The sequence below is a fragment of the Corallococcus sp. RDP092CA genome (assembly GCF_041903675.1).
Taxonomy (GTDB): domain Bacteria; phylum Myxococcota; class Myxococcia; order Myxococcales; family Myxococcaceae; genus Corallococcus.
On sequence record NZ_JAYESI010000001.1, the window covers coordinates 576,101 to 588,527 of the forward strand.

The window sequence follows — 12,427 nt, forward strand, 5'->3', positions numbered from 1 at the left end:
GTCGTAAGACCTGGACCCCGTGTCCGTTCCCGACTCGCCGAAAGACCCTCGCTTCCGCCGCTACCGTGGCGCCGCGTACGCGGTCCACATCACGCTGGCCACGCTGGTGTCGGTGTGGCTCATCTGGAACGTGGGGCGCTCCGTCGCGGCGATGACGCCCGAGCGGCCCCCGCCGGTGACGCCGCCGCTCACGGTGCGCGAGTGCCTGGACGCCGCGGACGCGCACTGGAAGGACCTGGAGGCCGAGCGCGAGAAGCTCGTCCACGTCCTCCCCGCCCGCAAGGTCGACCAGGAGTGGATGCGCTTCCGCACGGACTGGCTGACGCGCGTGCGCGGGTCCGAAGCCGAGTGCGCCCTGGAGTCGCGCGACCCCGCGCGCGTGGAGCTGCGCTCCGTCTACCGCCACCTCACGCGGGTGCAGGACCTCTACACCATCCACGCGGTGCAGTACGCGGGCGAGGTGGGCGGCGCGGTGGACGCGCTGCACGCCGCCTTCGACACCGCGCGACGCAAGGACAGCGGCCGCTAGCGCGCCGCTTCAGCGCGTGGGCAGCACCGTGGAGTAGCGCCCCGTGCTGTCGGACACCGTCTGCGCGAGCAGCAGCGACGCCGGCCGCCCCTCCACCGTCACCACGCGGAAGAAGCGCACGGACGCGTTCGCCGCGATGCCGTCCGGCGCCAGCACCGGGTCCGGGGGCAGGGTGATGCGGCCGCTCAACGAACGGCCCCGCGACAGCCTGAACGCGGCCAGCGTCATCACGTCCGCTCCGAGCCCGCCGGGCGGCACGGTGACGAAGCGGCTGACGCGCGGCAGGTTCTCCCCGGGCAGGAAGTCCAGCCGGTATTCGCCCGGGTCCAGGGCCAGGGCGAAGTTGCCGTCGCTGTCGGTGGTGAAGGGCGACTCGAAGCCCAGGGGCGGCTGCGGCCAGCCGGCGAGGGCGCCCACCGGCTCCGCCACCACGCGCACGCCCGAGGCGGGGCCCGTGCCCTCCGGGTTCCTCACGTTGCCCAGCACCGTCATGCGCGTCGGGCACGTCACGTCCGGCAGCGCCGTGTCCACCTCCGCCACCGTCACCGGCTGCAACGTCAGGCGCGAGGGCGAGCCCGGCGGCGGGGAGATGACCAGCGTGAGCGGGGACTCCGTGACGCCGGGCAGGGACATGAGCTGATAGCGCCCCTGCGCGTCCGTCATCACCGGCGCGCCCTTGAGCGTGCCGCCGCCGGCGACGCGGCCCTGGAGCGACACGCGCGCGCCGGCCATGGGCGTCAGGCCGTCCGTCTCCAGCACGCGGCCCTCCACCTTCACGGCCGCGCCGGGGTCACCCAGTTCCAGAGGAGCGGGCAGGGCGCTGGACGGCTCCACCACGAAGGTCTTCCAGGGCACCAGGTCCTCGGCGTTCACCGGCGTCGCGCGCAGGAGCACCGTGGCGCGCTGGGCGTCCTCCTGGGTGAGCACCAGTTGGAACGCGCCGGTGCCGCGCTCCACGCGGACGCGCTGGGACAGCGGGCGCAGCGACTCGTCCAGCGCCTGGACCTCCATGTCCGCGTCCACCCGCTTCGAGCCCTGGAGCACCAGCGTCCCGTTCAGCGTCGCCACGCGTGAGGCGGTGGGCAGGTCGAACGTCACCACGCCGCCCGTGGCGGGGTCCACGGAGGCGGGGCGCGACAGCGGCGGCAGGGAGGGGTCCTTCGGCGTGAGCGTCACCGTGTAGTCGCCGCTGCCCACGGGCAGCGCCCACGTGCCGTCCAGCGGGTCGAGCGTCGCCTCGTAGCGCCGCGCGACGCCGGGGATGAGGCGGCTCTCGCCCGTGGCCAGCAGGTGGATGGGGCCGCGGTAGGGGGCGGGCTCGGCGCCGCCGTCCGCCGTGGCGGCGGTGCCTCGCGTCACGGTGCCCCGCAGGCGCACGGGGCTGAACAGCTCCAGGTTCTGCTCCGGCCGCAGCCGGTCCACGGGGAAGTCCTGCGCGTACAGGCCCGCCCGGGGCAGGGCCTGCACCTCCACCACGATGTCGCCGCCGGGGTCGCCGCAGCCGTCCACGAAGCACACCTGGCCGGGGGCGCACTCCGCGTCGGAGCGGCACACGAGCTGCTCCGGCGGCGGCTCATCCTCGAAGAAGGCGCACCCGGCCCCGGTCAGCCCGAGCGCCAGCGCCAGGGCCCGGAGCGCGCGCCTCACTGGCAGTCCCCCGCCACGGTGTTCACCACCCACGAATACGAGGTGACGAAGCCCGGGTCCTTCACCACGCCGCCGTCCGGGAGGAGCACGTCGTCCGGCGGCGCCGGCTGGCGGTTGATGAGGTGCCGGTCCGTGACGAGCGCCTCCACCAGGTGGATGCCCGGCGGGGCCAGCGGGCTGTTGGCCGTGCGCAGGTCCACGTGCAGCGTGCCGCGGCTGTCGCGCCGGGGCTGGCCGGTGGCGGCGAGCGCGAGCTGGAGGTCGGGGCCCTTGGGCGCGGACGGGTTGTAGTCCACGTACCACTCCACGATGATCTGGTCGTCCACGTCCAGGTCCTCCACCACCACGCCGAAGTCCTGGGTGCAGCCGCCCACGCCGAAGGCGCGCAGGATGCGCTCGGAGGGCTCCACCTGCTCCTCCACGATGCGCGGCGGCCGGTTCTTGAACTGGGGCACGCTCTCCAGCAGCGCCTCGTCCTGGGGGATGAGGCAGCCGGAGCCCGCCGCGCTCACCGCCAGCGCCAGGGCCGCCACGAGCGGCTGGAGGAGGCCCCGGGACTGTCGCGTCGCGTGACGGTGCATGGCGTGGACGGGGAACGCTATAGCAATTCCTCGTGCTCGTCGGGAGGAAGCGGTCCGCCCGTCTTCTCCGCCTCCAGCTTCTCCAGGTGGCGGAAGATGGTGCGCGGATCCACGCCCAGGTCCTTGGCCGTCTTGGTGCGGTTGCCGTTGTTCCGCGCCAGCACCTCGTTGATGTAGCGCTTCTGGAACTCCTCCTTCGCCTGGAGCAGCGGCATGATGGGCTCCAGGTTCTCCGGCTTGAGGTCCAGGTCGTCCGGGCCCAGGAGCGGCTTGTCCGCCAGCACGACGGCCTTCTTCAGGCGGTTCTCCAGCTCGCGGATGTTGCCCGGCCAGCCGTACTTCTTCATGGACACGGCGGCCGCGGGCGTGAAGCCGCGCGCCTTGGAGTTGAACTCGCGCGCGTACTTCTGGAGGAAGAAGCGGCCCAGGACGATGACGTCCTCGCCGCGCTCGCGCAGCGGGGGCAGCTTCACGGTGACGACGTTGAGCCGGTAGTAGAGGTCCTCGCGGAAGGTGTTCCGCTTCACCTCCTCCTCCAGGATCTTGTTCGTCGCGGCCACCACGCGGATGTCCACCGGCTCGCCGCGGTTCTCGCCGACCTTGTAGACGACCTTGTCCTGGAGCGCGCGCAGCAGCTTCACCTGGAGCTGGAGCGGCATCTCGCCGATCTCGTCCAGGAAGAGGGTGCCGCCGATGGCCGCCTGGAACTTGCCGGGTCGCGTGGCGACCGCGCCGGTGAAGGCGCCCTTGGCGTGGCCGAACAGCTCGCTCTCCAGCAGGTTCTCCGGGATGGCGCCGCAGTTCACCGTGATGAACGGGCCCTTCGTCCGCGGCGAGCGGCGGTGGATCTCCCGGGCGATGAGCTCCTTGCCCGTGCCCGTCTCGCCGGTGATGAGGACGGAGATGTCCGTGGGGGCGATCTTGTCGATGCGCTTGTAGACGTCCCGCATGCCCTGGCACGCGCCCACGATGTCGCCGTAGCGCTGGTCCTCCAGCTTGCGGCGCAGCTCCGTGTTGTCGAGCTTCAGGTCGTTCACGAGCAGCGCGTTCTGCAACAGCAGGGACGCCTGCGCCGCGAACACGGTGAGCATGTCCAGGCTCTTGGGCTCGAAGCGGTTCACCAGCCGGTCATTGCCCACGTACAGCACGCCGAACAGGTCGCCCTTGTGCATCACGGGCACGCACATGACGGAGTGGACCTTGAGGTTCACCACGGACTCGCTGGCCTTGAACTCCGGCGCGTCCAGCGCGTCCGCGACGATGATGGCCTTCTGGTCCTTCACCACCTTGGCGATGATGGAGTCCGACAGCTTCTCCACCGCGTCCTCGATGTTCTCCCGGGCCACGTTGCGCGCGGCCTTCACGCGCGGCTCGCCGCTCTCCATCAGGATGAGGAAGCCCTTGTCGGCGCGGGTGACCTCGATGGCCTCGTCCAGGAGGCTCTCCAGGATGCGGTCCACGTCGTAGCTGCCGAAGAGCCGCTCGCTGAACGCCGTGAGCCGCTTGAGCAGCACCAGCTCGCGGCCCACCACGCCGGGCAGCTCCGCGGTGTGGGAATCCGACGAGGCCGTGGTGGCGGCGGAGAGGGGCACCTCGCGCTCGGGCACGTCGCGGCGCGGGGGCTCGCGGGGGGCGTCCTCGCGGGAGAAGGTCAGCTCGGTGCCGCCCACCTTCACCACGTCGCCGGTGGAGAGCGCGTGGTTGTCGCGGCGCTTGCCGTTGACGTGGAAGGTGGCGCCCAGGCTGCCTACCTCGTAGCGGGTGCCGTCGAAGGTGACGTGCAGGGCGCTGGCGGGGACGCTGGCGTCCTCCAGCGGCACGTCGTTGTCGGATCCCCGTCCCAGGCTGGTGATGCGCTTGAGCAGGGAGACCGTGCGGACCTTTCCATCGGGGGTGCGGACGGTGAGGCTGGCCATGGGCGGACTTTGCGTTGGGTGAGGGCTAGAACGTGAGGGAGAAGCCGGCGCCCAGGCCACCGCGGGTGGAGTACAGCCGCACGCGCGGCGGCGCGGCCTGGGAGACGGCGGGAGCGGGTTTCGGTTCGGGACGGGACTCGACGGTGGTGCTGGTCACCACCTGGTCCTCGTGGTGGTAGACGGCGTCCACCACGCCCAGGGTGTAGACGGTGTAGAAGCCGGTGGCGGACGCGAGCTTGAGCAGCTGCCAGGTGTCCGCCTGCCGGGCGCGGTCCGTGGGGATGTAGCGGACCGGGATGGAGGCGCGGCCGTCCTCGTCCAGGACGTTGTCCAGGTTGACGAGCCGCTCCTCGAACAGCGAGTCGTACGCGAAGAACGCGATGATGCTGGTGATGGCCAGCACGCCTTCGGTGGCGGCGAAGGCGATGCCCATGCCGTTGCGGCCCTGCTGGAACTGGCCGGCGCCGAAGGGGACGAAGTTGACCAGGAAGTTGCGCTTCTCCACGGTGCGCACGGTGACCTGGCGGGCCAGCTCCTCCGCGCGCCGGCGCTGCGTCTCCAGGGCGACGCGCTCCTGCTCCCGGCGCTCCTGCTCGGCCTTCTCGCGCTCCAGGCGCAGGCGCTGCTCCTGGCGGAGGAACTCGCGCTCGCCGGACATCTGGTTCTTCAGGTCCTCGAAGTAGGCGACGGCCGGGGGCGGGACGACGAAGGGGTCCAGGCTGAAGTCGGGGTCCAGCCGGAGCACGGCGCGCAGGTGGCGCTCCGCGTCCTCGGTCTTGTTGAGGTTGAAGGCGGACAGGCCCGCGAGCTTGTGCAGCTCCACCAGGTCCTCTTCCGGCAGGTCGCCCCGGTCGATGCGCTGGCCGGCGCGCTCCAGCACCTCGGCGTACTTGCCGTACTCGAACGACGAGCGCAGGGCGGCGACCTCCGGATCCGCGGGCGTGCCCGTCTGGGCGCGCGCGGACGCGGGGCCGAGCAGGGCCACGAGGAGGAAGAGAAGCAGCGGGCCGCGGATCATTCGGGGGCCAGGCTCCCGCGCAGGGTGGTGGGCTTGCCGGGCTCCAGCAGGACGACGCGCTTCTCCGTCTTGTAGCCGGGGGAGGAGATCTCCACCTCCACGCGGTGCTGGAAGCTGGCGGGGCCTCGGGGGGAGCGGATGTCGAAGGGGTGCTGGAGGCTGTCGCTCGCGGTGCGCTCCACGTCGCCCACGCGCACGGTGGCGTCCGGGGGCTCGTAGTCCATGGCGAGCTGCGCGGGCTTCAGCAGCGCGCGCAGGCGGAAGACGTTCTCGCCGTACGGCTTCACGGAGATGGTCTCCGTGGCGTCCTCGCAGTAGCCGCAGGACACGGTGACGATGTGCTCCCCCGGGGCCAGCTGCAGATCGTGCTGCGCCAGCTGCTGGGTGCCGGAGGGGCCGCCGTCCACGCGGATGGAGCCGTAGGGGCGCACGAGGATGGACACGGGGAGCCTGCCGCCGCGCGGGTGCTTGGTGTCGTCCTGCGGCTCGGCGCTCGCGACGACGGTGGGGCGCGAAGGCGCGCGGTCCGGGGGGGCGGCGACGCGCGGGGCGGGTTCATTCGGAGTCCCGAGGGCGTCGCGGCCGGTGCCGCCCGTGCCCTGCGCGCCGGAGGGACGCGCGCCGCTCGGCGTGCCCGGGGCGCTCGCGGTCCGTGCGCCGCCCGGGTCCTCGCCCGCGCCCGGTGCACCGCCCGGCGGGCCGGTGGCGCCGCCCGTGGCGTGGGCGCCGCTCGGAGTGCCCGTGCCGTCCGGTGTACCCGCCGTGCCCTGCGCGCCGGCGACGGGGCCGGTGCCGTGCGTGCCGCGAGTGGCTCCCGTGCCGTCGGGCGAGCCCGCCGAGCCCTGCGCGCCCGCAACGGGGCCTGCGCCTCGTGCGCCGCTCGGAGTGCCGGTGCCATCCGGTGCACCCGGGGCTTGCGTGCCCGTGGACGCGGCGGCGCCGGTCGCGAGCTGGGCGCCCGGGGCCTTCGAGCCGTCAGCGCGCGGATCCGCCGCTCCCTCCTCCGGCGTCTCGGGCGCGCTCGCGTTCATCCGGGAGAGCTGCCAGCCCCCCAGCCCCAGCGCGAGCGCCACGCCCGCCCCGATGCCCGCGCGGATGCCGCGCCTGCGCCATGTGCGCCGCCGCTGCTGGCGCTGGATGCCCTTGAGCAGCCCGAGCGCCCGCTCGTTCGTCGCGTCCAGCGCGAGCACCTGGTTGAGGCTCGCCAGCGCGCGCGGCGTCCGCTTCTCCTCGAGCTGCCGCTCCCCGCGCTCCAGGAGCGCCGCCACGATGCGCTGGCGCGCGAGCCGCTGGTACGACGGCGGATCCGCGAAGAAGGAGATCAGCTCCTCGCCCACCCGGGGGAACCCCAGTCCCGCGAGCGCATCCGCCAGCGCGTCCCGCAGCTTCCCCGCGTTGGGGTAGCGCCGCGCCGGGTCGCGCTGGAGGCACGTGGCGCAGATCTCCGCCAGCTCGTCCGACAGCGCGGGCACGCGGCGGCGCGGGTCCTCGTAGGCCCCGTCCAGGATGCGCTTCAGCGTCGCCGTGGTGTTCGACGCGGTGAACGGCAGCCGGCCCGTCATCAGCGCGTAGAACATGATCCCCAGGCTGAAGACGTCCGCCTCCGGCCCGGCCTCCAGGCCCTCGATGATCTCCGGCGACATGTGCGCGGGCGAGCCCACCAGCGCGCCCGTCACCGTCATCCGGTCCTCGATGTCCAGCAGCCGCGCGATGCCGAAGTCCATGAGCTTGAGGACCCCGTCCTCGCGCACCATGACGTTCTCCGGCTTCAGGTCGCGGTGGATGACGCCCGCCTCGTGCGCGTGCGCCAGCGCCGCCGCCAGCTCGTGGATGATCATCGCCGCCAGCTCCGGCGGCTCCAGCGGGCCTTCATCCAGGTACGTCTTGAGCGTCCGGCCGCGGATGTACTCGGTGACGATGAAGGCGTCGTGCGCCTCCGCCGAGGAGAAGTCGAACACCTCCAGGATGTTGGGGTGGTGCAGCTTGGCCACCGCGCGGGCCTCGCGAGCGAGGCGCCGCCGCGACTCGTCCTTGCCGGCCAGGTGCGGGTGCAGCACCTTCACCGCGACCTCGCGGTCCAGGGCCGTGTCCAGGCCCTTGTACACGACGCTCATGCCCCCGGAGCCCAGCTCCTCCAGGATGCGATAGCGACCGATATGGCGGCCGACGAGCGTCATGGCGTTGGCGCGTGCGCTCCCCTCAGTCCCCGAACCCGATGCCCATGCTCCGCGCGAACCGCACCAGGTCTCCCTGGACGTCCACGCGTCGCTCCTTGCGCGACTCGCTGAGCGGCACGGGGACGACGTCGTTGTTCCGGAGCGCCACCATGTGCCCCCACTGTCCGTCCCGCACCAGGTCCAGCACCTTGCACCCGTAGCGCGTGGCCAGCACCCGGTCCGCCGCGCTGGGGCTGCCGCCGCGCTGGAGGTGGCCCAGCACCGTGACGCGGATCTCCGCGTCGATGTGCCGCGCCAGCAGATCCGCGCACACCTTGCCGGAGCCGCCCAGCCGCACCACGCCCCGGCCCGGGATGTCCGCGGCCTCCGCCAGCACGGACAGCGCGCCACCCTCTGGGTACGCGCCCTCGGAGATGGCGATGATGGAGAAGCTGCGCCGGCGCGTGGCCCGGCGCTTCAGCGTCTCCAGCAGGGCCTCCACCCGGTAGGGGATCTCCGGGATGAGGATGAGGTCCGCGCCGCCCGCGATGCCGCTCTCCAGCGTGAGGAACCCCGCGTGGCGGCCCATGATCTCCACCACCATCACGCGATCATGCGCCTCCGCGGTGGAGTGCAGCCGGTCCAGCGCCTCCGTGACGATGAGCCGCGCCGTGTCGAACCCGAACGTCTGGTCCGTGCCGGACAGGTCGTTGTCGATGGTCTTCGGACAGCCGACGACCTTCAGCCCCTTCTCCGCCAACTGGTGCGCGATGGTCAGCGTGCCGTCCCCGCCGATGGCGACCAGGCCGTCCAGCCGCAGTTCCTCGCAGCGGCGCAGGACCTGATCCGACACGTCCTGCTCCACCCAGCCGGAGCCCTCACGCACGGGGTAGCGGAACGGGTTCGCCTTGTTGGACGTGCCGAGGATGGTGCCGCCCTTGGGCAGGATGCCGCGCGTGTCCTCCACGCCGAGCGGGCGGACGAGCTCCGGCTCCACCAGGCCCATGTAGCCGTTCTCGATGCCCACGAACGAGTGGCCGAACTCGTGCACGCCCCGGCGGACGAGGCCTCGGATGAGCGCGTTGAGCCCCGGACAATCGCCACCGCCGGTGAGGACGCCAAGTCGTAGAGGTCGAGCCATGGGATCGTGGAAAGTCGGACGCGGGTGTCAGTGGGGACGGGCGGCACTATGACAGCAACGTCGGTGCGGATTGTAGGTGCCACCCCAGGGGGGTGCAACGCGCGAATCAGCGGGGAACGTCGGATCCGCGCTCGCTGGAATGCGGGGCCGGCCCTCAGCCGCGCTTGAGGCGGCGGCGGGAGGCCAGCCGGTCCAGGAGCGCCTGGAGGCGGTCCTCCTTCTTCGGGGGGAGGGCCCGATCCGTGGGGGACTGCAAGGGCATCTCACGGGCCATCTGGTACAGCTCCTCCAGCCGCTCCAGCACCAGCTCGTTGCCGGGGCGCTCCTGGAGCGCCCGGCGGTACGCGGCGGCGGCGCCCACGTAGTCCCCCAGCATGAAGAGGCGCTCGCCCTCCTGCATGGGCGAGGGCGGGCCCAGCGGGAGGTGCTGGGGCTCGCGCACGCGGTTCTTCAGGTGCTGAAGCTCCTCCGGCTGGAGGCTGTCGCGCAGGTGGGCCACCTTGACGGCCAGGGCCTCCTCGCGGGGGAAGGCGGCGAGCAGGTGCTCGAAGAGCTCGAAGGCCTCCGCCAGCTCGCCCCGGCGCAGGGCGCGGTCGGCACGTGCTTCCATGTCGGCCCGGGCGGCAGGGGTCATCGCGCGCGGGAGAGTAACTGGACCCCGCCCGGGATGTCACATGCGGAAAAGCCTGCGCTCGCCGGGCCGCACGGGCTCAGGCGGGCGTGGCGGCGGACTCCGGTACCACGCCGCGCTCCGCGCTCCGGGCGCTGCGCCGCCAGTGGCGGAAGAGCCACGCGGCCACCAGTCCGTGGAGCAGCAGCCCGAACACGCCCTCGCCGTTGAAGACCCAGACCTGCCCCCCGAAGAGCCCCGGCCGGCCGTTGTAGACGCTGCCGAAGAGGAGCGGGTTGATGAGGTTCCAGCTGATGTGGAACAGGGCGGGCGGCCAGATGGAGCGCGACGCCATGTAGAGCTGCGCGAACACCACCGCGGCCGCGGCGATGGACAGGAGGAACGTCACGTTCTGCGCCACGTGCCCGCGCTGCGTGGCGGAGAAGATGAGGGGCAGGTGGAAGGCGGCCCACACCGGCATGGTGATGGCCGCGGCCAGCGCCGGCCGATCCATCCACCAGCGCAGCAGCGTCCCGCGCCAGCCCACCTCTTCGCCCAGCTCGCTGGGGACGCCGAAGCCCACGACGGGCCACCACACCAGGGCCGCCAGGCCGTAGCGCAGCCAGCGCCAGCGCTCGGGGAGCCTCGCGCCCAGCTTCTCCACCCAGCGCCAGCGCACGGCCGCCGCGGCCAGCCACCACGTCACGGTCAGCGCCCAGAAGAAGAGGATCATCACCGGCACCGTCGCGACGCCCGTCACGCCGAACGGCCCCTTGAGCAGCTCCGGCTGGTAGCGGACGAAGGCCGCGTCCCCGGTCACGAACCGCACCGCGTAGGCCAGCGGCGCGATGACGGCGCCGTACGCCAGGGGCAGCGCCAGCCCCAGGAACCACCACCCCCAGCCGGGGAAGGCGAAGCCCACCGCGGACGGGGGCTCGCGCCGGAAGAGCCACGAGCACCCCAGGCCCACGATGCCGGGCACGCACATCATCCAGCGCATCAGCCATGGGGATTGCTCGCCCCCGGCGATGAAGAGGACCGCCATCGTCCAGCTCACCGCCAGCGTCACCGCGATGAACGTGAGGGTTTCTTTCCTGGGATTCCTCATGTTCCGGAGCATACCGGTTGTGGTTGCCCCGTCGAGCGTGACCTGGGAGCGGGGAGGGAGGGCTGGCCGCTCAGGTCCTCAGGTGGACCTGCTGCGCGCCCTGGAGCCGCTCGGCCTGGAGGCCGCGCTCGCGGGCGGTGGCGAGCAGCACGTCCGACTCCTTCATGCGGGGCGTCTCCGGCGTGGCGGCGGGCCCGATGATGTGCTCCATCCAGGGCTCCAGGCCCATGGCGTAGTTGAAGAGCCGCTTCGCGCCGACGAGCTCCAGCAGGCGCAGGCCCTCGGTGGAGTTGCTGCCGCGGCAGCGGCGGTTCTTCTCCAGCTTGCGGTCGCGCTTCTTGGGGAAGAAGCCCTCCATCATCCAGGTGTGCGGCGCGCCTTCGATCTCCGTGTTCATGAAGACCGTGTGCAGCTCGCCCACGGTGTCGCGCAGGTCGCGGTACGTGGTCTCGTCCACGCACATGGAGTCCGCGGAGAAGAACAGGCGCTCCTCGCCCGTGCGGATGATCCACGCCGTCTTGGCGTGGGCCACGTCGCCGTGCTCGCCCAGGAACGGCGCGGCGATGATCTCTCCGTCCGGGAGGGGCAGGGACTCGTAGAAGTAGGGCTCCAGCACGTCGCGGAAGCCGAGCGACCTGCCCAGGAGCCGCGGCGAGTAGTCCCCGGCCAGGGCGCCGCTGGCGCGCGGCACCATCAGCGTGCCGATGCGGTGGCGCAGGCGCAGCAGCGTCTCGATGTCCAGGTGATCCGGGTGGCTGTGGGTGATGAGCACGTAGTCGATGCGGCGGGGCAGGTCCGCGAAGGACATGCGCGCCAGCGGGCCCATCGTCTCCGGCCGCACCGGCACCACCGCGTCGATGAGGATGGACGTGCCCTTCCACTCCACCAGCACGCACGCGTGGCCCACGTAGCGGATGCGCGGGCCCGGCCCGTTCCAGGTGTCGGAGGCCGTCTGCGGCGCCTCCGTGAGCAGGGGCAGCAGGTCCGCGTCGGACGTCACCGCGTCGCCCAGCACGTCGCGGATCCACGCCAGCGGCCGGGGCTCCAGGTCCAGGCTGAACAGCTTGTCCAGGCGCTCGTCGTGGAACGGCACCTTCCAGTCCAGCTGCCCCGCCTCCAGCAGGCGCGGCGTGGTGAGCAGCGAGTCGCGCGCCGAGTCCGCCTTCAGCCGGCGCAGCCGCATCGACTGGAGCTCCGTCTTGTGGTGGCGCCCGCGGTACAGCAGGCCCTCGTGCACGCGCATGGACGGGCGGTTCACGTAGTCGTACACCAGCTCCACCACGCCCTTGAGCGGCTCCGGCAGCCGCGCGTACAGCGGCTCCAGGGACTGGCCCTTGGCCTCCGCCAGCAGCTGCGTCTGGAACTCGTCGAACGCCTCCGCCAGCTTGAGGCGGTCCTCCTGCGCGGTGGTGATCCGCTGGACGAGCGCCCGCACCTCGTTCGCGCGCTCGGGCGCGATGCCCACGAACGAGCTGCCGCTGAGCGCCGGATCCTTCGCCGCCTTCGCGTGGAAGTCCGGCGTCTGCAGGTAGGCCTTCAGCAACGGCAACAGGTAGGCCTGGAGGTGCAGGCTCGCGGGCATGGGCGCCACCGTCATCCACCAGGCCTGGAAGTCCTGGACGAGCGGTTCGACGAGGGTGGCGTCCGCGAGGCGATACAGGGGAGCGGTCATGGTGTGCGATCGAGGGAGGCACCTATCTCCGGACAAGACTCACAGCGGT

The 12,427-nt window shown here is 72.3% G+C and carries 10 protein-coding genes; 1 reads left to right on the forward strand and 9 read right to left on the reverse strand.

Features of this window, described 5'->3' with window-relative positions; genetic code table 11:
* Positions 1-19: 19 nt before the first annotated feature.
* Positions 20-529: a hypothetical protein gene (locus U8525_RS02280; RefSeq protein WP_374260473.1), complete on the forward strand. Its 510-nt coding sequence runs from the start codon at positions 20-22 to the stop codon at positions 527-529.
* A 9-nt stretch (positions 530-538) separates the two neighbouring features.
* On the opposite strand, the gene U8525_RS02285 is transcribed toward U8525_RS02280, so the two are convergent.
* The 9 genes from U8525_RS02285 to U8525_RS02325 form a co-directional block, all read right to left on the reverse strand.
* A complete protein-coding gene (locus tag U8525_RS02285; RefSeq protein WP_374260476.1) occupies positions 539-2,176 on the reverse strand; it encodes a carboxypeptidase regulatory-like domain-containing protein in 1,638 nt (545 codons plus the stop codon).
* A complete protein-coding gene (locus U8525_RS02290; protein WP_374260481.1) occupies positions 2,173-2,757 on the reverse strand; it encodes a hypothetical protein in 585 nt (194 codons plus the stop codon). Before U8525_RS02290 ends, U8525_RS02285 begins: the two co-directional genes overlap by 4 nt.
* A gap of 17 nt (positions 2,758-2,774) precedes the next feature.
* Positions 2,775-4,673 carry a sigma 54-interacting transcriptional regulator gene (locus tag U8525_RS02295; protein ID WP_374260484.1) on the reverse strand — a complete coding sequence of 633 codons (1,899 nt, stop codon included), beginning with the start codon at positions 4,671-4,673 and terminating at the stop codon, positions 2,775-2,777.
* Between the two features lie 25 nt (positions 4,674-4,698).
* The gene (locus U8525_RS02300; protein ID WP_374260487.1) at positions 4,699-5,691 is read right to left on the reverse strand and encodes a hypothetical protein; all 993 of its coding nucleotides are present in this window, start codon (positions 5,689-5,691) and stop codon (positions 4,699-4,701) included.
* The gene (locus tag U8525_RS02305) at positions 5,688-7,868 is read right to left on the reverse strand and encodes a protein kinase (protein ID WP_374260490.1); all 2,181 of its coding nucleotides are present in this window, start codon (positions 7,866-7,868) and stop codon (positions 5,688-5,690) included. Before U8525_RS02305 ends, U8525_RS02300 begins: the two co-directional genes overlap by 4 nt.
* A gap of 22 nt (positions 7,869-7,890) precedes the next feature.
* A complete protein-coding gene (locus tag U8525_RS02310; protein WP_374260492.1) occupies positions 7,891-8,988 on the reverse strand; it encodes a 6-phosphofructokinase in 1,098 nt (365 codons plus the stop codon).
* Between the two features lie 154 nt (positions 8,989-9,142).
* Positions 9,143-9,622: a hypothetical protein gene (locus tag U8525_RS02315; protein WP_374260494.1), complete on the reverse strand. Its 480-nt coding sequence runs from the start codon at positions 9,620-9,622 to the stop codon at positions 9,143-9,145.
* Positions 9,623-9,698: 76 nt separating this feature from the next.
* Complete coding sequence (locus U8525_RS02320; protein ID WP_374260497.1) at positions 9,699-10,706, reverse strand: lysostaphin resistance A-like protein; 1,008 nt, start codon at positions 10,704-10,706, stop codon at positions 9,699-9,701.
* A 70-nt stretch (positions 10,707-10,776) separates the two neighbouring features.
* The gene (locus tag U8525_RS02325) at positions 10,777-12,378 is read right to left on the reverse strand and encodes an MBL fold metallo-hydrolase (protein ID WP_374260500.1); all 1,602 of its coding nucleotides are present in this window, start codon (positions 12,376-12,378) and stop codon (positions 10,777-10,779) included.
* Positions 12,379-12,427: the final 49 nt, after the last annotated feature.

Excerpts from the sequence above, each read along its gene's own strand:
- U8525_RS02295 (WP_374260484.1), bottom strand. The coding sequence starts at position 4,673 with ATGGCCAGCCTCACCGTCCGCACCCCCGATGGAAAGGTCCGCACGGTC.
- U8525_RS02310 (WP_374260492.1), bottom strand. The coding sequence starts at position 8,988 with ATGGCTCGACCTCTACGACTTGGCGTCCTCACCGGCGGTGGCGATTGT.
- U8525_RS02290 (WP_374260481.1), bottom strand. The coding sequence starts at position 2,757 with ATGCACCGTCACGCGACGCGACAGTCCCGGGGCCTCCTCCAGCCGCTC.
- U8525_RS02325 (WP_374260500.1), bottom strand. The coding sequence starts at position 12,378 with ATGACCGCTCCCCTGTATCGCCTCGCGGACGCCACCCTCGTCGAACCG.
- U8525_RS02315 (WP_374260494.1), bottom strand. The coding sequence starts at position 9,622 with ATGACCCCTGCCGCCCGGGCCGACATGGAAGCACGTGCCGACCGCGCC.
- U8525_RS02300 (WP_374260487.1), bottom strand. The coding sequence starts at position 5,691 with ATGATCCGCGGCCCGCTGCTTCTCTTCCTCCTCGTGGCCCTGCTCGGC.
- U8525_RS02320 (WP_374260497.1), bottom strand. The coding sequence starts at position 10,706 with ATGAGGAATCCCAGGAAAGAAACCCTCACGTTCATCGCGGTGACGCTG.
- U8525_RS02305 (WP_374260490.1), bottom strand. The coding sequence starts at position 7,868 with ATGACGCTCGTCGGCCGCCATATCGGTCGCTATCGCATCCTGGAGGAG.